Annotated in this window: 19 protein-coding genes; 9 read left to right on the forward strand and 10 right to left on the reverse strand. The window is 68.7% G+C overall.

The features are described from left to right. Window positions 1-166 precede the first annotated feature (166 nt). On the forward strand, window positions 167-898 hold the full coding sequence (locus ACO2Q0_RS03750) for an endonuclease/exonuclease/phosphatase family protein (RefSeq protein ID WP_423350131.1): 732 nt from the start codon (window positions 167-169) through the stop codon (window positions 896-898). On the opposite strand, the gene ACO2Q0_RS03755 is transcribed toward ACO2Q0_RS03750, so the two are convergent. Together ACO2Q0_RS03755 and ACO2Q0_RS03760 are read right to left on the reverse strand one after the other, a co-directional pair. Continuing rightward, window positions 895-2,367 (reverse strand): phospholipase D-like domain-containing protein, encoded by a 1,473-nt coding sequence (locus tag ACO2Q0_RS03755; RefSeq protein WP_423350132.1) that lies wholly within the window; start codon window positions 2,365-2,367, stop codon window positions 895-897. The genes ACO2Q0_RS03750 and ACO2Q0_RS03755 overlap by 4 nt on opposite strands. Window positions 2,368-2,536: 169 nt before the next feature. Beyond that, the gene (locus tag ACO2Q0_RS03760; protein ID WP_423350133.1) at window positions 2,537-2,875 is read right to left on the reverse strand and encodes a hypothetical protein; all 339 of its coding nucleotides are present in this window, start codon (window positions 2,873-2,875) and stop codon (window positions 2,537-2,539) included. A 172-nt stretch (window positions 2,876-3,047) separates the two neighbouring features. Here ACO2Q0_RS03760 and ACO2Q0_RS03765 point away from each other — a divergent pair, with 172 nt between their 5' ends. From ACO2Q0_RS03765 to ACO2Q0_RS03775, 3 genes are read left to right on the forward strand one after another with little or no spacing between them, the layout of a single operon-like run. Beyond that, window positions 3,048-3,473, forward strand: coding sequence for a PaaI family thioesterase (locus ACO2Q0_RS03765; protein WP_423350134.1), 426 nt, complete (start codon window positions 3,048-3,050; stop codon window positions 3,471-3,473). Beyond that, on the forward strand, window positions 3,470-3,676 hold the full coding sequence (locus tag ACO2Q0_RS03770; RefSeq protein ID WP_423350135.1) for a DUF1289 domain-containing protein: 207 nt from the start codon (window positions 3,470-3,472) through the stop codon (window positions 3,674-3,676). Before ACO2Q0_RS03765 ends, ACO2Q0_RS03770 begins: the two co-directional genes overlap by 4 nt. A 54-nt stretch (window positions 3,677-3,730) precedes the next feature. Continuing rightward, entirely contained in the window at window positions 3,731-4,285 is a 555-nt protein-coding gene (locus tag ACO2Q0_RS03775; RefSeq protein ID WP_423350136.1) for a TIGR02281 family clan AA aspartic protease, read from the forward strand. On the opposite strand, the gene dusA is transcribed toward ACO2Q0_RS03775, so the two are convergent. The 6 genes from dusA to ACO2Q0_RS03805 form a co-directional block, all read right to left on the reverse strand. Beyond that, a complete protein-coding gene (dusA, locus tag ACO2Q0_RS03780; protein WP_423350137.1) occupies window positions 4,229-5,266 on the reverse strand; it encodes a tRNA dihydrouridine(20/20a) synthase DusA in 1,038 nt (345 codons plus the stop codon). The genes ACO2Q0_RS03775 and dusA overlap by 57 nt on opposite strands. A gap of 117 nt (window positions 5,267-5,383) precedes the next feature. Then, window positions 5,384-7,048, reverse strand: a complete 1,665-nt coding sequence (locus ACO2Q0_RS03785; protein WP_423350138.1) for a tannase/feruloyl esterase family alpha/beta hydrolase — start codon at window positions 7,046-7,048, stop codon at window positions 5,384-5,386. Window positions 7,049-7,053: 5 nt separating this feature from the next. Continuing rightward, complete coding sequence (locus ACO2Q0_RS03790; protein ID WP_423350139.1) at window positions 7,054-9,078, reverse strand: acetoacetate--CoA ligase; 2,025 nt, start codon at window positions 9,076-9,078, stop codon at window positions 7,054-7,056. A gap of 130 nt (window positions 9,079-9,208) precedes the next feature. After that, entirely contained in the window at window positions 9,209-11,455 is a 2,247-nt protein-coding gene (locus ACO2Q0_RS03795) for a TonB-dependent receptor (protein WP_423350140.1), read from the reverse strand. A 145-nt stretch (window positions 11,456-11,600) separates the two neighbouring features. After that, a complete protein-coding gene (locus ACO2Q0_RS03800) occupies window positions 11,601-12,692 on the reverse strand; it encodes an AraC family transcriptional regulator ligand-binding domain-containing protein (RefSeq protein ID WP_423350141.1) in 1,092 nt (363 codons plus the stop codon). Between the two features lie 19 nt (window positions 12,693-12,711). After that, complete coding sequence (locus ACO2Q0_RS03805) at window positions 12,712-14,043, reverse strand: MFS transporter (protein WP_423350142.1); 1,332 nt, start codon at window positions 14,041-14,043, stop codon at window positions 12,712-12,714. Between the two features lie 124 nt (window positions 14,044-14,167). On the opposite strand from ACO2Q0_RS03805, the gene ACO2Q0_RS03810 reads away from it, so the two are divergent. Further along, window positions 14,168-15,262, forward strand: a complete 1,095-nt coding sequence (locus ACO2Q0_RS03810) for an AraC family transcriptional regulator (protein WP_423350143.1) — start codon at window positions 14,168-14,170, stop codon at window positions 15,260-15,262. 48 nt (window positions 15,263-15,310) lie between these two features. Here ACO2Q0_RS03810 and ACO2Q0_RS03815 read toward each other — a convergent pair whose 3' ends face one another. Both ACO2Q0_RS03815 and ACO2Q0_RS03820 read right to left on the reverse strand, forming a co-directional pair. Next, window positions 15,311-16,099 (reverse strand): glutathione S-transferase family protein, encoded by a 789-nt coding sequence (locus ACO2Q0_RS03815; RefSeq protein WP_423350144.1) that lies wholly within the window; start codon window positions 16,097-16,099, stop codon window positions 15,311-15,313. 110 nt (window positions 16,100-16,209) lie between these two features. Then, complete coding sequence (locus tag ACO2Q0_RS03820) at window positions 16,210-16,623, reverse strand: c-type cytochrome (RefSeq protein ID WP_423350145.1); 414 nt, start codon at window positions 16,621-16,623, stop codon at window positions 16,210-16,212. Between the two features lie 156 nt (window positions 16,624-16,779). Between ACO2Q0_RS03820 and ACO2Q0_RS03825 the strand changes: the two genes are divergently transcribed. The 4 genes from ACO2Q0_RS03825 to ACO2Q0_RS03840 are packed head-to-tail and all read left to right on the forward strand — an operon-like array spanning window position 16,780 to window position 21,510. Then, window positions 16,780-18,429 carry a DUF1592 domain-containing protein gene (locus ACO2Q0_RS03825; protein ID WP_423350146.1) on the forward strand — a complete coding sequence of 550 codons (1,650 nt, stop codon included), beginning with the start codon at window positions 16,780-16,782 and terminating at the stop codon, window positions 18,427-18,429. Next, the gene (locus tag ACO2Q0_RS03830) at window positions 18,426-19,775 is read left to right on the forward strand and encodes a DUF1552 domain-containing protein (RefSeq protein ID WP_423350147.1); all 1,350 of its coding nucleotides are present in this window, start codon (window positions 18,426-18,428) and stop codon (window positions 19,773-19,775) included. Before ACO2Q0_RS03825 ends, ACO2Q0_RS03830 begins: the two co-directional genes overlap by 4 nt. After that, on the forward strand, window positions 19,772-21,055 hold the full coding sequence (locus tag ACO2Q0_RS03835) for a hypothetical protein (protein WP_423350148.1): 1,284 nt from the start codon (window positions 19,772-19,774) through the stop codon (window positions 21,053-21,055). Before ACO2Q0_RS03830 ends, ACO2Q0_RS03835 begins: the two co-directional genes overlap by 4 nt. After that, a complete protein-coding gene (locus tag ACO2Q0_RS03840) occupies window positions 21,052-21,510 on the forward strand; it encodes a VOC family protein (RefSeq protein WP_423350149.1) in 459 nt (152 codons plus the stop codon). Before ACO2Q0_RS03835 ends, ACO2Q0_RS03840 begins: the two co-directional genes overlap by 4 nt. Window positions 21,511-21,543 lie beyond the last annotated feature (33 nt).

The raw sequence follows: 21,543 nt of genomic DNA on the forward strand, positions 1-21,543 counted from the left end.
GTTTGAAGCCGCTTCGACGACCCTATACGCGGCCCTCACCGAGCTGGAAAGATGACGCTAACGTCAACGTAAACGTCCGTCAGTTTCGGCGCGGGAAACCCTGGGGCCCCGTCACGGGTTGCCCGACTTGCCTTCGCCGCAGAAGACGGCCAGACCTCCCGCGCACATGCCCCGCATCGTCACCTACAACGTCCATCGCTGCGTCGGGAACGACCGCCGTCTGGACGTTGCGCGCGTCGCCGCGGTGCTCGCGCAGCTCAACCCCGACATCGTGGCGCTGCAGGAGCTGGATGTCGGCCGCAGACGCACGAACTACGCCGACCAGGCGCATGAGATCGCCGCCCACCTCGAAATGACCTGCCACTTCCATGCCGCGCTGCAGGTGGAAGAGGAACGTTATGGGGACGCCATCCTCACCGCCTATCCGGAGAAGCTGGTGAAGGTGGGGCCCCTGCCGGGCTACGACCGCATGAAGGCGCTGGAACCGCGCGGCGCGCTGTGGGTCGAGGTGGAGATCGACGGCAAGCCCGTCCAGATCATCAACACCCACCTGGGCCTCGTTCCCCGCGAACAGCAGATCCAGGCCGCGCACCTGGCGGGCCCGTCGTGGCTGGACCACCCGCATTGCGGATGGCCGACGATCCTCCTGGGCGACTTCAACGCCACCGCCACGTCCGTGGTCTATCGCACGCTGACGGCGAAGCTGCAGGCCGCCCGCCGTCTGGCGCGCCGCAAGACGCCGACCTCGACCTTCCCGTCGCCGCTGCCCGTCCTGCGGATCGACCACGTGTTCGTCTCGCCGGGGATCGAGGTGCAGGACGTGTTCGCGCCGTTCGATCCCTTGACGCGCGTGGCGTCCGACCACCTGCCGCTGGTGATGGACTTCGAAGTCGCCTAACGCACGGCCGAGCCGCCGGCTCGGGCTTCTCCCTGAGCTCGGGCCTCCTCGAACAACCGCTCGCGCCGCCGCCCCAGCCGCCATGAGTCCGAGACGCCCGTCGGGTCGCCCACGTGATAGGCGGCGATGAACTCCTCGAACGCGGACCGCCGCGACGGATCGACGGGGATCAGACGGCCGTCGCGATTAAGGGTGTCTATGGCCGGGACCAGGCCGCCCAGGCTTGTCCGCGCCTTTGCGATGGTGTCGCCGGTCACCGCCAGGAAATGTCCCACAAGTCGGTCGCGCAGGGCGGAGGCGTGCAGGCGGGCTTCGTCCGTTTCGCAGGGCACGCCGAGCTCGATCTCCGTGTCGAACCCGAACGAGCGGTTGTTCAGGTTCGCCGATCCCACCCGCACGATCCGGTCGTCGAAGATGCTGACCTTCGAGTGCACGATGATGTTCGTGCCGCCTGACGTCTGCGGATAGAAGGCCCGGAAGCGGCCGAAGATGTCGGCGGCGCGCAACCGCCAGATCATGGCCCCGCGCGCACGGTCCATTGTGAGCTGGTCGAACCAGCTCGGCGAACGCCCGGTCGTGATCAGCACCACCTCGGGACCATCCGGTTCGCCCAGACGCGCCGCCAGCGCCTCGGTGACGAGCGGCGAGGTCATGTACTGGTTTTCTAGGTAGATGATGTCCCGCGCCTCGGCGATGCAGCGCAGCGTCAGCGCCTTGATTTCCGACACGGCGGGCGCGCGCTTCCAGGCCGGCTCGGTCCGTGCGATCGCCACCTGCGCGCCGATCAAATGCGGCGGGACGTGATCGGGCCACGGGTCTCCGCCCGCGTCCGGCGGCGGGGCCAGCTCTTCCTTCTCCATCCGCCGCCAACGTTCGCGGAAGTGATCCCCAAAGGCGCCGGCCGCCTCGCCGTCGACCATCATCATCACCTCGTGCCGCGGGGCATGGTAATCTTGGTCCGGCATGATCCGGCGCGGGTCGTGTTCGAGGTGACCCGGCGTATCCCAGCGATCGACCGAGATGTCGCCGCCGCCGCAGAACGCCAGCCGATCGTCGATCACCAGCACCTTCTGGTGATGGCAGGCGCCGAACGGCACCTGGTCGTCCAGGCGGAACTTGATGTTCGTGCCCTCGAACCACTTCCGCGCCTTGTGCGGGAAGAACTGCTGGCTCGCGCTGACCGGCAGGGCGGACTTCCAGATCAGCAGCCGTATGTCGAGTTCCGGCCTGGCTTCGGCCAGCCGCAGCAGGATGCGGCCGACTTCGTCCGGGTCGGCGGGCCCGTCGTATCCGTCCGGGAACAGCCGCGTGCGTGGGTCGAAGCCCCACCCGAGCAGGAGGATCGAGCGGCGCGCCTTCTGCATCGCCTCGAAGGCGGCGGTGAAATAGGCCTCGTTGTCGATCAGGAACGCCACGCGATCCGCCCCCGCCGTGCGCCAGCACGTCTCGCCGGGTGTGAAGATCGTCATCCGCGTCCTTGCCCTGGGCCGTCTGGCCTTCAGCGGCCACGCTCCGGAAGAAGCCCTACGGCTCAGGTGCGGTTCCTTCGGTCGTCACGCAAGACAAAAGCGCGCCGCCGGGGTCATCGGCGACGCGCGAGTTGGAGCCTTGACGGCCTTGGCTGGATTTGGAGCTTGCTCAGCGCTTGGCGATGTCGGCCGGAGCGCCCAGGTAGGTCGAGCACGGACCCGTGAGTTCGGCGGTCAGCCGGGCCTTCCGGTCTTCGCTGCGCGCCTCGCGCTTGGCCCGCTCGAATTCGGTCTCGGCGCGTTCGAAGACGGCGGGCGAACGGGCGCTGCGGGCGGCCTTCAGGTAGGCGTCGATGGAGCTGGTGTCGACGACGCCGGTCAGGGTCGTGGCCAGGCCCTTGCAGCGGCTGGCCTTCAGATACTCCATGTCCGACACGCGCTCCGCGGCGACGGCGGATCCGGCCGACGCGACGGTGGCGGCGGCGATGACGATGGCGGCGAACTTCATGAGACTTCTCCCTAGGAACCTGGGCGAAATCTGTTCCCCCGCACTGCCGAACTCAAATGAACAAGCGGCAATGAATAGTATTATGCGATGAATCTTTAGTAATGATACATCTCACGTCACATGTAACAATAAACAACTTGTAATGAAGACGCCCTCAAGCCAGACATCGAGAATGTCATCGCCGCTGCCGAAGCTCGACGCCGCGGGCGCCAACGCCCTGCTTGAGACCGCCTTCCCAGGCATCGCTCGGACGGGCCCACAGGTCGCCTCGGTCCGACCCGGCCGCGTCAGCGTGGTCATGCCCTACCGCGAGGGCCTGCTGCGCCCCGGCGGCGTGATCTCGGGACCGACGCTGATGAGCCTGGCCGATACGGCGGCCTATGCCCTGGTGCTGGCGCACATTGGCGATCAGCTGATGGCGGTCACGTCGCAGCTCAACATCAGTTTCCTGCGCGGCGCGAAGCCCGGCGACATCACAGCCGAGGCCGAACTGCTCCGTCTGGGACGGCGCCTCGCCATCTGCGACGTGCGGATCTGGACCGAAGGCCCTGAGCGGCTGGCGGCGCAGGCCAACGTCACCTACGCTCTGCCCGGATGAGCCAGCCGCCCGCCCCGATCAAGACGCCGTGCATCAAGGTCTGCGTCGTCGACGGTGAAAGCGGCCTTTGCCTGGGCTGCTATCGGCGGCTGAACGAGGTGGCCGGCTGGGCCCGGCTGAGCGACGCCGAGCGCGAGCAGATCATGGCCGAGCTCCCGTCGCGCCGAGCCCTGATCCGCCCCGAGAAGCTCGGAATCTTCTGACGCGCAATCCGTTCACGGCTTGAAAAGGCTGCGCCCGTAGGCTCCGCCGCCTGGATGGGCCGCATGGCCGTCGCGACGGAAAGCGGACGCGTGTCGACGCTCGCGAGATACAGTCTGGTGGCGATCGTGGCCGGCGTCTCCGCCGCCCTCAGCGCAGGGGCCATGCTCGCCTTCGCGCCGGCGCCCCTGCGTGTCGCGCGGCTGGCGGCCCCCGACTTCCTGATGGAGACCGCAGCGCCCACGCCGTCCGCCGCGGTGCTCAAGGGCGCCGACGGCCACTTCTGGGCCCAGGGCCAGGTCAACGGCGAGCCGGTTCGCTTCCTGGTGGACACCGGCGCCACCGCCGTGGCCCTGACGCCCGCCGATGCGGAGCGGCTGGGTTTCAGGCCTCAGGACCTCGATTACGCCTACCGGGTGACCACCGCCGGCGGCCGCTCGCGCGCCGCGGCCGTCACGCTGTCTTCCGTTTCGGTGGACGGCGCCCGCCTCGACGATGTGGAAGCCCTCGTGATCGAGAAGGGGCTCGACACCTCGCTGCTCGGGATGAGCTACCTAGGCCGCCTCGCCCGCTTCGAGGCCACCCGCGAGGCGCTCTTCCTTCAGCCGTGAGGCCTCGACGACCGCGGCCAGAGCCCGGTCGACGACCTCCAGCCCGGCGCCGACCTTCACGCCCTCCACGGTGAGGATCCGCCGCCACGCCCGCGCGCCGGGCACGCCGTGGAACAAGCCCAGCATGTGCCGGGTCATGGCCGCCAGATGCGCGCCTGCCGCGAGCTCGCGGGCGATGTACGACTTGTAGGTCTCCACCGCTTCGAACGGCCCTATCACCTCGCCATCTCCGAAGATGTGGGCGTCGACCGCGCCCAGCAGGTCGGGCGTTTGATAGGCGGCGCGGCCCAACATCACGCCGTCAACGTGCTGAAGGTGCGCCTCGGCCTCTTCCAACGAGCCGACGCCGCCGTTGATGACGATCGTAAGGTCCGGCCGCTCCCGTTTCAGCCGGTAGACCAGCGGATAGTCGAGCGGCGGGATGTCCCGGTTCTCCTTTGGAGACAGGCCCTTCAGCCAGGCCTTCCGGGCGTGGACGACGAAGGTCGTCACTCCTGCCTTGGCGCAAAGATCCACCAGGGTGAAGAGGCTCTCCTCCGGGTCCTGATCGTCCACCCCGATGCGGCACTTCACGGTCGCGGGGACCTTCACCGCCGCGCCGATCGCGGCCATGCACTCTGCGACCAGCTCGGGCTCGCGCATCAGGCAGGCGCCGAACCGTCCCGACTGCACACGATCGGAAGGACAGCCGACGTTCAGGTTGATCTCGTCGTACCCCTCGGCCTCTCCGATCCGGGCGGCTTGGGCCAGTTCGGCAGGTTCTGACCCGCCGAGCTGAAGCGCCACCGGATGCTCGACCGGATCGTACGCCAGGAGCCGCGTCCGGTCGCCGTGCAGAACCGCGCCCGTGGTCAGCATCTCGGTGTACAGCAGCGCCCGCGTCGACAGCGTCCGGTGCAGGACGCGGCAATGCCGGTCCGTCCAGTCCATCATCGGCGCGACGGATAGCCGATGCGCTTGGTATTCCTGCACTTTTCTCATCGTCTCGGCCGGCCGCGCGCGCATGAGCGTTCGCTTTTACGCGATGACGCGACGTTTTTCGCCCCTTCGTTGACAGGGGAGCGCGCCCGTGAACGCCGCCTCCGGATCGCGGCGCGGTCAGTGCGCCGCTGACGGTCTGGAGATCGAACAGACGAAGCTGCTTGCGTCAGCGGTGTCGCCGGTCCCGCGCCACCAGGCTTTCGCCGGGTAGGCGCACAGGGGCCGCTGCATCGCCACGCCCTTGGCGGGCATGCCGTCGACGTAGCGCGTGCTGATGACCTGACGTGGCGCTGGTGCTCCCTCCACCCAGTCGGCAAGGGCGGCGAAGAGGTCATGCTGCGGTGTTGCGGAAGGCGGCGGGATGGCTGCGCCCGTCGCCGAGTTGAACACATCGGGACCCGGACCGCCGGCGCAGTGCGAAAGCCCAGGCGCCATGAACAGCTGAGCGAAGGTTTGGGCCTGTCCGATGCCGCCGGCGTCGCGCGCGACCCGCTCGTAGAAGGCGACGGTCTGGTCGGGCGGGACGAGGCTGTCGGCCCAGCCGTGGTAGATGATCAGCTTGCCGCCGCGAGCCCGGAAGGCGCGCAAGCTTCCCCGCGTGGCGTCGTTCACGACAGGCCCGAGCGCTGCGTCGACCTTGGCCATGTCGCGCTCGACCTGAAAGCTCGACCAATCCCAGTCCCGGCCCAAGACCCATTTGAACAGGCTCACGAACGGCGGCTGTCCGTTCGGCCGCGACTGCAGGAACTTCCAGTCGAAGAACCCGGTCGCCTCGCTGCCCGGCAGCCAGCCGTGGAACAGCGGCCGACCGGCCGGATCGGTCGGGCCCGAGTAGAACGCCCGGGCCGTCGCCACCTCGGCAGGGGTCAGGCAGTCCGCGCGGTCTCCGTCGCGGCAGGTGAGGACCCCGGGATCGAAACGGCAGGCCTTCGGGTCGCCGATGAACGGGTCGCCGCCGAGACCGCTTCCGGCGGCCGCGCAGCGCGCAAGCGCCGCGTCGCTGAGCAGGCGAAGCTTCACGTCGGAGAGCCGGGCGCCGGGCGACGAATAGGCGGCCAGATCGTTCCACAACACCGCCGCGTGTCCCCAGGTGCGGTTGATGACCGGCGCGCCCACCAGGATCCCGTCGTAGTCCTGCGGATAGTACAACGCCTCGATCAGTCCCTCCTGGCCGCCCGTCGAACAGCCGGTGTAGTAGGCGCGGCGCGCCGGAGCGCCGTAGAACGCCTGGGCGATGGCCTTGCCTGCGACGGTCATGGCGTGGGTCGAACGCCGCCCCCAATCCCGCCACTTCTGCGGCTGGCCGATGAGCGCATCCCCGTCCAGGGGTGTGGCCGGAGCCGTCCCGGTGTCGGTGACCGCCGTGGCGTATCCGCGTCGCAGGCCCGCAGTCATGGGCCCATAGCCGGCCGACAGGACTCCGCCGAAGCCACCATTGCCGTTGCCGTGGAAGACGCCTTGCCAGCCGGAAAGCGGCAGCCAGATCTCGAGGCCGACGTCCGAGCCTGGCGACGTTCGGACCGAGGCCACCACGCGGCAGAAGGCCGGCAGGTCCGGCGCGCGGACCGCTCCCATGCCCGCGAAGCCGCCGGCGGGGATCGTATCGGCGCTCCTGATCACGGTGTCAGGGAGCTTGAGGTCGCGGAGCGCCTCGCAGGAGGCCGCCGCGCTGGGGCTTGCAACCGCCAGCGCCAGCAGGCCTCCCGCCGAAGCGAGCAGGCTGCGGGTCGACGCCCGAAGACGGCGCCTTGGAGATGTCTGCGGGTCCATGGGCTGCTCCATCCCTCCTAAGCCGGTTTCGCCTTCCGCGCGCCTTCCAGCCAGGCCGCCGCCTGGGCCTGGTACCAGGCGACGACGCCAGGGTTCTCGATCCCGTCAAGATTGATCACCTTCGTCACCGGCCAGCCCTGGAACAGGCGCTTGACGGGGAGCTCCTGCTTCTTGCCTGACAGCGTGCGGGGGATTCCAGGGGCCGCGATGAAGGCGTCGGGCACGAACCTCGGCGACAGCGCCTCGCGGATCGCTCCGGTCATCGCCGTCTGGAGCCTGCTGTCGAGAGCGCGACCGGCGCGAGGGACGACGAACATCAGCAGCTTGCTGCCGCCCTCCCCGTCCTCGAGGTCGATCACCAGGCTGTCGGCCACGTCCTCCAGGCTTTCGACGGCGGCGTAGAGTTCCGCCGTCCCCATGCGCAGGCCGTTCCGATTGATCGTCGCATCGCTCCGGCCGCTGATCGAGCAGCTTCCGTCCGCCTCGATCTGCAGCCAGTCCCCGTGCCGCCAGACGCCGGGCCACTCACCGAAGTACGATGTCCGATACCGCTCGCCCTCCTCATCGCCCCAGAAGAACAAAGGCATGCTCGGGAACGGACGGGTGCAGACCAGTTCGCCGACGCGGCCGACCACGGGCCTGCCGTCCTCGTCCCAGGCTTCGACGGCTGCGCCGAGATGCCGGCACTGCAGCCGTCCCGGCGCCGGCGGAAGCTCTCGATTGCCCGAAAGGAAAGCCGCGGCGATGTCCGTGCCGCCCGAGATGTTGCACCACCAGATGTCCGGTCGGCCCAGGGCGGCGAAGGCCGCAGTTCCCCACGCCTGGACCTCGGCCGGAAGGGGCGAGCCCGTGCTGCCCAGCGCGCGTATGGTCCCGAGGTCGCCCATGTCGCCCAGCGAGAGGCCGGCCTTGCGACAATTCGTGAAGAAGGCCGCGCCCGCCCCGAACCAGGTCACGCCATGACGGGAGGCGAACCGCCATAGCCGGCCCCAGTCGGCCTCGTGCCTCGAGCCGCTCGGAGCGCCATCGAACAGGCAGATGGTGGCTCCGCTCAGCAGGCCGCCGACCTGCTGGTTCCACATCACCCACCCGGTCGCGCTGTACCAATGGAACCGTTCTCCAAAGGTGTTCGGCGCATAGCTCGGGCCTATGTCGAGGTGCATGTTGCCGACGCAGCTGGTGATGACGACGCCGCCGTGGCCGTGGACGATAGCCTTGGGTAGGCCTGTCGTTCCGCTGGAATAGAGGATCCATAGCGGATGGCCGAACGGCAGCCACTCGGGCTCGAACGCCGCCACCTCTTCGTCCTCCCGCGCCTGCGCTGCGGCGAAGTCGACCCCGCCCTCGATCTCGGCCTCGCCATGGCCTGTGCCGATGACGAAGACCGCCCGGAGGCTCGGCAACCCGCTTCGGATCTCTTGAATGGTGGTGCTGCGATCCCGCGCCCGACCGCCGTAGTGAACCCCATCGACGGCGATGAGCGCCTTCGGTGTCACCTGCCGAAAGCGGTCGAGCACCGCCGGGGTGCCCATGTCCGGCGAACAGAGCGTCCAGATCGCGCCCAGGCTTGCGCAGGCGAGCATGGCGACCACCGCCTCAGGCGCGTTGGGAAGATAGGCCGCCACCCTGTCTCCGCACCCGACGCCGGCGCGGCGAAGTTCCAGCGCGAGGGATGCGGTGCGCCGCCGAAGCTCGGTCCAGCCCACCTGAACGACCCGGCCGCTCTCGTCCTCCGCGATGATGGCCGGCTGGCCGGCGGCTTCCGCCGCCGCGGCGTGGCGGAAGACCTGCCGGGCGTAGTTGACCTGGGCGCCGTCGAACCAGACGGCGTCCGGCATGGCGCCCGTCACGACCGCGCCGTGCCGGGTCGGCGACTCCAATGCGCCGTACGCCCAGATGCTACGCCAGAAGCCTTCCAGGTCGCTTGTCGACCAGGCCCAAAGCTCAGCGTAGTCGCGGAATTGCAGCCCCCAGGTTTCACCCAACCATTTCCGATAGAGGGCGAGTTGGGGAACGATCTCGGCCCTGTCGCGGCTTTGCATAGTAAGTCCTGTGGAAGGCGTGCTTGTCGGCGCGGCCAAGGGTGCGGATGCGGGCCGCCCGCACCCGCACCGCGGCCCCGGCGGGTGGACGGAGCTCAGCCGGGAGGTGGCTAAGCTGTTCCGTCCCCCGTCAGAACTGGTGGGTTAGCGTGACCCCGTACATGCGCGGCAACCCGAGCGAGCCCGTCACGGCGGCGTTGGCCCCGGACCCCGCAGAGCCCTGGCTCACGTAGCGCTCGTCCGCCACGTTCCGGATCCAGGCCAGGAGCGACCAGGCCCGGTCCGTCGAGGCGAGCTCAAGGGAGCCGTTGAGCAGGCCATAGCCGCCCTGCGAGTTCTGAGGATTGTTGTAGATGTCGAAGTAGGTGCGGCTCTGCCACTTGTAGTCGGCCCGGGCGGTCAGGTTGAGGTTGCCGGAGAGCGGGAAGGTGTACTGGGCGGACACGTTGGACTGCCACCGCGGCGCCTGGGTCAGCGTGTTGCCGCGCAGCTGCTGGGCGCCGGCCGGAAGGGGCTGACCGTCCCGGGTCGCCCCGACGCACGAGGGTGACGTGGGGGCGTTCGGATACAGAGGGTCGTTGTTGCAGAAAAAGCCGAACTCGGCGTCCAGGTAGGTGACCGCACCGGTGAGGCGCAGCCCCTGGATCGGCGTCGCTTCCGCTTCGAACTCCACGCCCTTGATCTTCGCCGCCGTGGAGTTCTCGACACGGGGGAAGCGGACCTGCGTGGCGTCGTTGAGACGGAACACCGTCTGCTGAAGGTTCGTGTAGTCGGCATAGAACCCGGTGAGGCCGAGCCGCAGCCTGCGGTCGAACAGCATGGCCTTCAGGCCCACTTCGTAGTTCCAGACATACTCCGGATTGAACCGGTTCACGGGCATCGAGACGTCGCCCAGGGTGTTGAACCCGCCCGACTTGAAGCCCCGTGAGACGCTGCCGTAGATCAGCGTCTCGTCCGTCGGCGTGTAGTCGAGCACGAAGCGCGGGGTGAAGGCCTTGAACTTGCCGGAGTCCGAGCTGATCCGCGGCGCGCCGCCGACCGAGGAATCCATCTGATAGGATTTGTCGTCGATGGTGTAGCGGCCGCCCACCGTCGCCCGCAGCTTGTCCGTCACCTGATAGCGGAACTGGGCGTAGGCGGCGTAGGAGTCCAGCGTCTCCTCCGGCAGATAGACAAGGTAGTTCTTGAACGTCGCCAGGCTCAGATAGAGCGGCTCACTGGACTCGCCGCGCATATAGAAGGCGCCGGCGACGATGTCCGCACGCTCGCCCAGGTTGGCGGTCAGCGTGAGTTCCTGCGTCACCTGCTTGGCGTAGATGCCGATCAGGTCGAAGCGGGCAGTGTTGTACGGCGTCGCGTCGACGTCGAGGTCGGTCAGGTCGATCTCGTGGTCGATGTAGCCCGTGGTCGAGGTCAGGGTGACGTCCGGCGTGATCTCCCAGGTGGCGACGACCGCGGCGCGGACGCTCTCGACATCCCTGCGGTTCGGTTCGTCGAAGTAGAAGGTGAGATTGTCTGGATCGTTGCGCGGATAGGGATAGCCGGCGGTCTCGACCACCGTCGGCCGGGCCGGGTCTGCACGGCCGAGGATCTGGGCGAAGCCGGGGTCGCTGCGGTCGCGGGTGTAGTCGACCAAGGCGCGGACGCTGAACGTATCGGTCGGCGTGAACAGCAGCTGGCCGCGCACCTCCGCGACGTCGGTGTCGTCGTTGCGCTTGCCGATGAAGGCGTTCTTGAGCCAGCCATCCGCCTCTTCGCGCTGGAACGACAGCCGGCCCGCGAGCTGATCCGAGAACACCCTGTTCACGTGCCCTCTCACGCCCCACCGGGACCGGTTCCCGACGGTGACGCTCAGGCTGCCGTCGTTCTCGTCGGAGGGCGCCTTGCTGTAGATGTTGATGGCGCCGCCCGTGGCGTTGCGGCCAGCGATGGTGCCCTGAGGTCCGCGAAGCACCTCCACACGCTCCAGGTCCAGGAACGCCGGGTTCATCATGAAGTGGTTGAGCAGCGGCACGCCGTCCAACGCGACGGTGACGCCCGACTGGCTGCCGATGTCCTGGCCGGCCTGGCCGATGCCGCGCATGGCGATGAAGACGTTCGTCGACCGCGCGCCGAACTGCAGGCTGGGCGTGAGCTGGACGAGGTCGCCGACTTCCTTCGCCCCGGCCCGCTCGAGCGTCGCTTCGGAGATCGCGGTGATGGCGATCGGGATGTTCTGCAGGCCCTCGGCCCGCTTCTCGGCGGTGACGACCACCTCCTCCAGCGCGGCCTCGTTCCGGCCTTGGGCCAGAGCCACGGCTGGCAAGGCAACGCCGCTCAAGAGCGCCGCGGCGCCCAGGGGCAGCACGCCGGCACGGCGGATCACATTGCGGTTCATTGCACCCTCCCTTCGATCGCACGATCGTTTCGACCCGAAGTCTGAAGCTCCGGTCCCTGAGGTTTTTCGTCGGAGAAGCGGCGAACTCAATCGCCGGTCTGACGCGCCGATTTGGCGTAAGTGACCAGCGCCTGGCGCGCGCAGCCTAGAAGACACGGCGTTCGCTCAGGACGGCGGTCGCGCTCGCCAGCCGCGTGGCGTCGCCACCGTATCGGGCGCGGTAGGCGGACGGGGTCATCCCCGCCCAGGCGGCGAACTGTCGGGAGAAGCTGCCGGGGTCGCTGAACCCCAGGGTCAAGCCGATCTGGGTCACAGGGATGTCGCTGGCCAGCAGATAGGCGCCAGCGAGTTCGCCGCGAAGCCGGGTCCGGATCTCCTGGAAGCAGGCGCCTTCCTGGGAGAGGTTGCGGCGCAGGCGACGCGGGCGCGTCCGCAGCCGCGCGGCGACGGCCTCCACGCTTGGCGACCAGTCGCCGCCGCGATGCAGTTCCAGGAGCGCCTGTTCGGTCCGCTCCCGCCAGCCTGGATCTCCTCCAGGGGTCTCGAACCAGTCCGGCCCGCTGGCGTAGTAGGCCTCGTAGTCTCGCAGTCCGCTGTGCGCCAGCGGGGCCGACAGGTCATTCCAGTCGTAGACAAGGGCGTCCACCGGGGCGTCGAATCTCACCGGGCAGCGGAAGATGGCGAAGCGGTCGAAGCCGTTGTCCTGCGAGGGGCGCGGCCCCTGGATCGAGAGGCCCCGCAACGCCAGCGGCCGCCCGATGAGCCAGCTGAAGAAGTGATAGATCCAGAGGAAGCGGATCCAGACGAGGATTTGCCGGTCGAGCCCTTCGATGGTGTGGTACCCGCAGGTGTGGTGGAGCCCCGCGCCGCGTTCCTCGGTGACGGCGGGACCCGCGTCGGCGGACATGGCGTTCGTGAACCGGATGCTGACCCGCAGCGCCTCGCCGAAGGTGGCGCAGCTCATCAGCGAGATGATCCGCTCCGTCTCAAGGGCCAGGCGGCATCCGTTGGCGAAGAAGCCGAGATAGACGTCGTCCAGGGCGAACTGGCTCTGCCGGACCAGTCGGACGAGGGCGCGGCCGTCGATCTCGCGCGTCCGCTGGCCGTAAACCTCGGGGTCGATGCCGGCCGCGCGCAGGAGGTCGCCCGCGTCCTTCCCGCGGCGCACGGCGCCCTGCAGCAAGGCGCGGACCGCCTCCCCGTCGAGCCCCCGAGCCGCGAACGTCTCGCCCTGCATGGCCTAAGCCTCGCCGCCGCTACGCCGCGGAGCCGGCCGCTTCGCTCACCCTGCGGTGAGCGTGGAGCCACGACACGCAGACGATCGAGATAAGACAGGTGGCCGCCATGTAGCCGGCGACCGCCATGCTGTTCTTCGACGCGGCAAACAGAGCGGTGGCGATCATCGGGGCGAAGCCGCCGCCCAGCAGCACGCCCACCTGATAGCCCAGCGACGCCCCCGAGTACCGCACCTCCGTGGAGAACAGCTCGGCGAACAGCGCCGCCTGCGGACCGTACATCATGGCGACGCAGCACAGCGCGACGGCGATCGCCGCCCCGACGCCGGCCGGCGTGCCGGTCTCCAGCAAGGGGAAGAAGGCGAAGGACCACAGCCCGGTGGCGAGGCAGCCCATCCGGAACAGGCCGTACCGGCCGATGCGGTCCGAGGCGGCGGCGACCACGATCAGCGCGGGGATCATGCAGAGGCTGCCGAACATGACGCCGCCCAGCATCAGGTCGCGGGACAGCCGCAGTTCCGTCGTCCCGTATGAGATCACCCAGGTGATGATCACGTAGAAGCACGCGTTGCTGGCGATGAAGGCGCCGCCCGCGAGGAGGATCCGCCGCCAGCTCGAAGCAATCACCTGGAGGATCGGCGATCGGCTGGCGCCGCGGGCTGGGGCGGCGTCCACCCGTCTCGCCGCCGCGGCCACGAACTCCCGCGACTCCTGGATGCGCGTGTTGACGTAGAGCGCCAGGCCGACGACCACGATGCTCAACAGGAAGGGGATCCGCCAGCCCCACGCCTCGAACGCCTCGCGCCCCATCAGACCGTCGGAGAGGATGAAGGCGATGTTGGCCAGGATCACACCCGACGGCACGCCGATCTGCACGAAGCTGCCGAACAGGCCGCGCCGCCCCTCCGGGGCGTTCTCGATGGCGATCAGGGCGGCGGCCCCCCACTGCCCGCCCACGGCGAACCCTTGAGCGAAACGCAGGGCGATCAGCATCAGCGGCGCCCACATGCCGACGCTGGCGTAGGTGGGCAACAGGCCGACGAGCAGGGTCGAGACGCCCATGATCATGAGGGCCGCCACCAGGGTGGCCTTGCGGCCATAGAGATCGCCGAAATGGCCGAACACCACGCCGCCCAGCGGGCGCGCGATGAAGCCGACGGCAAAGGTGCTGAATGCAGCCAGCTGCGCCACGACCGGCGACAGATCGGGGGAGAAGAAGATGTGCGGAAACACGAGCGCGGCCGCGGTCCCGTAGACGAAGAAGTCGTACCACTCGACGCCTGCGGCCACGGAGGAGGTCAGCGCTAACCTGACGGTCGCGCCGCGTCCCGTCTTCGCGTTGGGAGCTCTCATGTCGTTTCTTCCCTGCGCCGTCCGGTCTTCGCCGGTCGCCGCGCCGAGGATGGAAGAAGCCAAGTCACAGTTTGAGGTCTTTGCCGGACAGATATATGTCTTTGCCGGACAAACGAGGCGGCGCATGGCGAGGACACGAGGGTCGGGCGCCCGCACAGGGCTGGCGGGCGGCGAAATTCCGCCCGCGGGCCGGCCGCTTCGGCGTCCCCTGCCGAACCAGAGGATCTTTGCGCCCTACAAGATCGCCACGCTCATCGACGCGATGGCGCAGCACGGGCTGCGCGACGCGGACGTTCTTGCCGGCACGGGGCTCAGCTTAGGCGACGTCCGGGATCCGCATGCGCTTACCTCGATCCGCCAGTATCTGACGGCGTGCGAGAACGTCGTGCGCGCGGGGGTCGACCCGGGCGTCGGCTACGAGGTCGGGGCGCGGCTGCACCTCTCCGCCTACGGCATGTACGGCTATGCGCTCATGTGCTCGCCGACGATGCGGGACTTCTTCGACTTCGCGGTCCGCTACCATCCGCTCGCTACGCCCATCCAGCAGCTGGGCTGGCGGCGCGACGGAGATCTGGCGATCTGGACCTTCACCGAGGTCTACGCCGACCTCATGAGCGATGATCTGCGCAACTTCCTGCTGCGCCAGCAGATGATGATGACCTCGACCCACATGCGCGACGTCCTGGGCCAGGATGCGCGTCCCATCCGAGCGTCCTTCGGCCTCGCGGACATCGGCCGGTCGGAGGCCGACGAGACGGCGCTCGGCTGCCCCTGCCGTTTCGGCCAGTCCGCGCATGAACTGCACTATTCCGCGAGCACCCTCGACCAGGCGCCCGAACTGGCCAACCGCCTGACCCGCGCGATGCTGGAGGACACGTGTGACCGGCTCGTAGGCCAGGCCAAGATGACAACGGGCGTGGCGGGCGACGTCTATCAGCTGCTGATGCTCGCGCCGAACCGGTCCCCCTCCATGCAGGCGATCGCCCAGCGCCTCGGCATGACGGAGAGGACTCTGCGCCGGCGCCTCGACGAAGCGGGCCATTCCTACGCAAACATCGTGGACGATGTGCGCAGGACGCTGACCCTGGAGTACGTGACCACCACCCGCATCAGCGCCGACGACATCGCATGGAAGGTCGGCTTCAGCGACAGCTCCAATCTGAGGCGAGCGGTGAAGCGCTGGACGGGCCGGACCTTCGCCGAAGTCAGGCGCGGGTGACGCAGCCCTGAAGTGCGCGCACCTCGCCAGCGGCGCGCGCGCCGGACCTCATCGAACGGGTGTTGAAGCGCGAGGCCCGGCCGGTGCGTGCCGGGGCAGCGCCGGCAGGTTGCCGACCATCCCCCGCGGCCGGGCCTTGGCCAGCATCCGCTTGTAGGCGGGCCGCGCCTCTATCCTGGTGCGCCAGGCGTTCACGTTCGGAAACTGATCCTTGTCGACGATGTTCAGCTGCATCGCGAAGTTCAGGGGGAACAGCATCATGATGTCGGCGGTCGAGAATTCCGCCCCGCCGAACCAAGGGTGCTTGGCCAGATAATCCTCGGCGAACTGCACGACCTGCTCGGAATCGACTAACCGCGAGCGCTCGGTCGGCGGCTTGATCATCCAGACCCGATAGTCCGCGATCGCGCGGGAAGCCAGCGAGCCCTCGGCGTAGTGCATCCACATCAGGTGATAGGGATAGTCCGGCGAGTTCAGCGGCGGCGTCAGCCTGCCCGGAGCATGACGATTGACGATGGTGTCGATGATGGCGCCCGACTCGACAAGGACCTGGTCGCCGTACTTCACGGTGGGAAAGACCGGCATCGCCGGGTTGATCCCGCGCAGCGCCGCCGAGGTCGCGGCCATGTCCGCAGGCTTGAACTCGAGCTCGTAAGGCAGCCCCAGCTCTTCCATCAGCCAGACGATCCGCTCTGAGCGACGACCCTCCAGGTGATAGATCGTGATCGGCGGCAGGGCGGTCGCCTTCGCTGCCCGCTGCGGCGCCGCTTCGACCGTCCCCGGGAGCGCCGTGGCCGCCAGTGCGAGCGCCAGCCCCGCGATGAGTGGACGTTTCATGGCGTTTCCCCTTGTTCGTTATCGCCGCTTCGCGCTGTCACCAGTCGGCGATTCTCGGGGGTCTGTCTCGAAGCGCCTGCCGCGCAGCGCCAACCCAGATGCGCACGATGTCACTGCGTCGCCCGCGGGGGCGGCAGGGTGCGCAGGTAGGCGATTATGTCCGCCCGCGCCTGCGCATCGGGAACCGCCAGGACCATGCGGGTTCCGGGTGCGAACGCCTGGGGCGCCGCGAGGAAGGCGTCCAGGTTCTCGAGGGTCCAGGTCTGCCCCGACTTGGCCTTCAGCGCCTCGCTGTAGCCGCCGAAGTCAGCGACGCTGGCGATCGGCCGCTCGACGACGCCGCGAAGCGTCGGTGCGATCGAGACAGTGTGGCAGCCCCGGCATTGGGCGGCGTAAAGCTCGGCGCCCGCCTCTTCATCCCCGACAGGCTCGTCGGCCGCCTGTGCCGGCAAGCTCGCCGCGCCCAGCGCGCTTCCCAGGATAGCCAGGGTCGAGATCGCCATCGTCCGCAAACGACCGGTCATCGTCATTTCCGCCTCCGCATGGCTAGCGGACCTAAACGGAATCCCCTATTGGTGCAAATATCGATTGCATTCGAACGGCAAGTCGCCACGGAGCGGCGGCGGGAGGTTGGCATGTCTAGGTTCAGAGGGGCTTTGGCAGCTGCCTTGAGCGTCGGCGTGGCGACCACGGCCCTGGGGCTCGCGGCGCACACCGCCTGGGCGAAGTCGACACAGACCGCCCAGGGCGACGCAGGCATGATCGTCGCCGCGCGCCGGCTCACGGAGAGCCAATACCGCCACGCCGTTGCCGAGGCTTTTGGTGCGGATGTCCGAATTCAGGGCCGGTTCGAACCGGAGCGTCGCGAAGCTGGCCTACTCGCGGTAGGCAGCGGCCAGCTCTCCATCACCCCATCGGGGTTCGAACAGTATTTCCGGCTGGCCGACAGCATAGCGGGCCAGGCCGTCGCTGACGAACGGCGCGCACGCCTGGGCGACTGCCGTCCAGCGGCGGACAAGGCGCCGGACGAGGCCTGCGCTCGCCGCATCATCGCGCGGGTGGGCGAGCAACTCTTCCGCCGGCCGCTGACCGAGGCCGAGATCGCTGCCCGTGTGCGCACGGCGACGCTCGGCGCCGAACGTACCGGCGACTTCTATGGCGGCGTTGCGCTCGCTCTGAAGAGCCTGTTGGTCGCGCCCGAGTTCCTGTTCCGCATGGAGCGTGCCGAGGCCGATCCCGAGCATTCGGGTCAATACCGGCTGGACGGCTCCAGCAAGGCTTCTCGTCTCTCGTTCCTCTTCTGGGACGCCCCGCCCGACGCCGAGCTCCGCCGCGCGGCCGCATCCGGCGAACTGCACACGGCCGACGGTCTCAACCGTCAGCTCGCCCGCCTGGCGTCGTCACCCCGGCTGCAGGACGGCGCCCGCGCCTTCTTCACCGACATGATGCAGCTCGAGCACTTCGACGGCCTGACGAAGGACTCCAAGGCTTATCCCAAATTCAGCCAGGCCGTCGCCGACAGCGCGCGCGAGCAGACCCTGCGCACGACCGTCGACCTGCTGATCAAGCAAAAGCGGGACTACCGCGAGCTGTTCACCGCCAACTCGACCTACATCAACCGCCACCTTGCGGCGGTGTACCAGGTCCCGTTCACCTCGACCGCCGAATGGACGCCTTTCACCTTCCCCAAGGACGCGGAACGGTCCGGCATCCTGACGGAAGTGACCTTCCTGTCGCTGTTCGCCCACCCGGCGGCCTCCTCGCCCACGCGGCGCGGCGTGAAGCTGCACGAGATCTTCATGTGCGAGCCGACGCCCGATCCTCCGGCCGACGTCGACTTTTCGAAGGTGCAGGCGCTGGAGAACGGCACGGTCCGGACGCGCCTGCTGGCGCACATGGAGAATGAAGGTTGCGCGGCCTGTCACCGGGTGAGCGACCCGGTCGGCCTCGCGCTGGAGCACTTCGACGGCATCGGGCAGCGGCGAACGCTGGAGAACGGCCAGCCCATCGACGTCACCGCCGATCTGAACGGGTTCCGCTTCGCCGGGGCGCAGGGCCTGGGAGCCTACCTCAAGCAACAGCGGAAGATCCCCGCCTGCCTGGTGCGCAACGTCTATGCGTACGGCGTCGGCAAGGCCCCTGACGAACGCGACGAAGACTATCTGGCTGATCAGACGGAGGCGTTTGCCAAGGACGGTTACCGCGTGCCCGAGATGATGGTGCGCGTGGCCGCCAGCCCCGAATTCTTCAAGGTGAAGCTGCCGGCGCGCGCCCGTCCGGCCACGAAGGTGGCCACGGCGGCGGCCGGCGATACGGGAGGGATCCAATGAGCCTGCGCTTCAACCGGCGCTCCCTGCTGCGCGGCGTCCTCGGAGGCGGCGCGGTGACGTTGGGCCTGCCCGCCCTCGACATCTTCCTGGACGATCACGGCCGAGCCTGGGCCGACGGCGCCCGGCTGCCGGTGCGCTTCGGAACCTACTTCTGGGGCCTGGGCCTCACCGACACCCCCGCCGGCGGGACGCGCTGGGTGCCGAAGACGATAGGTCCCGGCTACGAGATCACGCCGGAGCTCGAAGCTCTGCGTCCGGTCAAGGACAAGGTCTCGGTGCTGTCGGGCTTCCGGGTCATCGGCGACGGCCGCCCCAACATCGTCCACTGGACGGGCCACGCCTCCATCCTGTCCGGCGTTGCGCCGGCGGTCACCAATCGGATGGATGCGCCGTCCTTCGACACGCGCATCGCCGACGCGATCGGCGGCGGCGTGCGGTTCAAGGTTCTCGACGCGTCCGCGTCCGGCAAGGTCGTGAGCTATTCGACGCGCACGGGCTCGGCGTTCGCCACCCCCGACGCGACGCCGCTCGACCTCTACACGCGCCTGTTCGGCCCGGGCTTCCAGGACCCGAACAGCCCGAACTGGAAGCCTGACCCGGCGATCATGCTGCAGCAGAGCGTGCTGTCTTCGGTGACGGAGCAGCGCCAGGCGCTGTTGGCCGAGGTGGGCCGGAACGATCAGGTCAAGCTCGACCAGTATTTCACCTCCGTGCGCGAACTGGAGCAGCAGCTCGCGCTCGGCCTCGAACGACCCGAGAAGTGCGAGTCCTGCGTCGTGCCCGCCGCGCCCAAGGCGCCGCCGAAGGGCGCTTCCATCGACGTCGTCAACGCCAACACCAGGACGATGGCCCGGCTGCTGGCGATGGCGCTCGCGTGCAATCAGTCGAAGGTCTTCAACTTCGTGCATACGCCGGGCGCGTCCGAGACCTACGTGCCGGGCGAGACCAAGATCTACCACCAGATCACCCACGACGAGCCCACCGACAGCAGACTCGGCTACCAGATCGAGACCAGCAAGCTGGCGGGCCTCGTCATGCAGGGTCTGGGCGACTTCCTCGCCGAGCTGGACGCCATCAAGGAAGGCGACGGGACGCTGCTCGACCGCAGCCTGGTCATGGCCTTCAGCGACACCGGCTACGCAAAGATTCACTCGATCGAGAACATCCCGATCTTCCTCGCGGGCGGCGCCGGGGGACGCCACAAGGCTGGCCAGCACATCGCCGGCAAGGGGGACGCCGTGACGCGGGTGTCGCTCACCGCCCAGCAGCTCGCCGGCGTGCCAGCCGGCGAGTTTGGAGTCGGGGGCATGCGGACCTCCCGCCCGATCACGGAGCTGATGGCATGAGCTTCGCCCGCACTCTCCGCCTGAGTCTGCTGGCCGGCGCGGTCATCGCGGTTCCGGGGCCGGCCCTGGCCGACTGGACGCGGAGCTTCGTCGTCGAGTGGTACGAACCCGCGATGTACTACGGGGCCAAGAGCGGCACGACCGAGCCGGGCACGGACTGTCCCGCGGGGACCAATCCTGAGCCCGACTGGATCAAGGTCCTCACCGATGCGGGCTACACGCGGGAGCAGGCGCTCTGGCTGCGCGATCCCGCGAATCCGACCCGTAGTCCGGTTCACGGCCAGAATCAGATGGCGTTCCGAGGGGAGGGCCGCGCCAATGTCTACATCAATCCGACTTCGACGCCGGACGGCGGCCTGGTCGGCATCAGCGGCCAGATCGCCGAGGGCCTGGACCTCGACGGCGATCCCCGCACGGGCTTCGTGAGCCCGAGTGGAGCCCCTGGCATCGACAACATGTTCTACAAGACCCTCGGCTGCTGGAAGACCTTCCGGGGTCCCCCGCGGCTGTCGAGCGGGGCGCTCTCCAACAACGACGCCATGCGTGACGGCGCCTGGACGGTGGTGGTCGTGGTCGCAGGCCGCGGCAAGGATCCGATGAACGACGACGACGTCACCGTCGGCTTCTATCCCAGCGGGGACAAGCTGGTGAAGGACGCCATGGGCGGCATCGCCCCGGACTACACCTTCCGCATCCGACCCGAGCCAAAGCTCGAGGCGATCTTCAAGGCCAGGAGCGTGAATGGCCGTATCGTCTCGACGCGAGCCATGGACGAGGTCTGGATGCGCGACGCCGGCGCGGCGCGCGAACTGCAGCTCCTCAAGGCCCGGATCGACCTGACGCTGAAGCCGGATGGCGGGCTCTCCGGCTATGTCGGCGGCTATCGGCCGTGGAAGCCGGTGTACGACGGCTACGTCCGCGCGCGCGGGCCGGTGATCGAGGCGCTGACCTGGGTGAAGCTGCCGGACGTCTACTACGCCCTGCGACGTAACGCCGACTACAGCCCGACGGGCGCCAAGGGCGAGAAGACCCACATCTCCTTCGCTTACCGGTTGGACGCGATCCCTGCGTTCGTCGTCTCGCCGGACGCGGCCCGTCTCGCCCAGGCGACCTCGTACAAGGCGCTGGCGGAGCGGAGCGACACCCGGATGGCCGAGCGGGCGCCGTTCAACGTCGTGGACGGGATCGTCGTCCCCAAGGGCGCCGCCGCCGTCTCGCAGCCCGACAGCGCCCTGCTGCCGCCGCCGAGGACCGCCAGCGGGGCGGGAGCCGCGCCATGAGCCTGCGCCTGCTGCTCGCGGCCGCTGTCCTCGCCGCGCCGACCGCGGCGGGCGCCCAGGCCGTCCCGGCGCTTCCCGAGGCCATGAAGCTGACCCGCATGTCGGGCGTGGGCCTCGTCGTCTCCGACCTGGAGCGGTCCAGGCAGTTCTACACCGACGTCCTGGGCTTCAGGGTCGCCGCCAGGGTCCCCGCCCAAGGTCCAGTCCAGGAATACCTGCTTGGCCTGACCGGCGACATCCGCGCCGATACGCTGGTGGTCATCCGCCAGGGCCAGGTACCGGCCGGAGCGACGGCGTTCGGTCGCGTGATCCTGGTGGCGCCGAACGCCCGCGGCCTGGCCGAGCGCGCCGCGGCGGCGGGCTATAGGCCCTCGCGCATCGTGGATGGGACCAACGTCATCCGCGACCCGGACGGCTATGCCATCGAACTCTATCAACGTCCCGCCGCCCGCTGACACGGCGTCTGGCGGGAAGCCGCCGACGCCGCT

Origin of the sequence: Phenylobacterium sp. VNQ135 (assembly GCF_049445735.1) — a bacterium.
GTDB lineage: Bacteria > Pseudomonadota > Alphaproteobacteria > Caulobacterales > Caulobacteraceae > Phenylobacterium.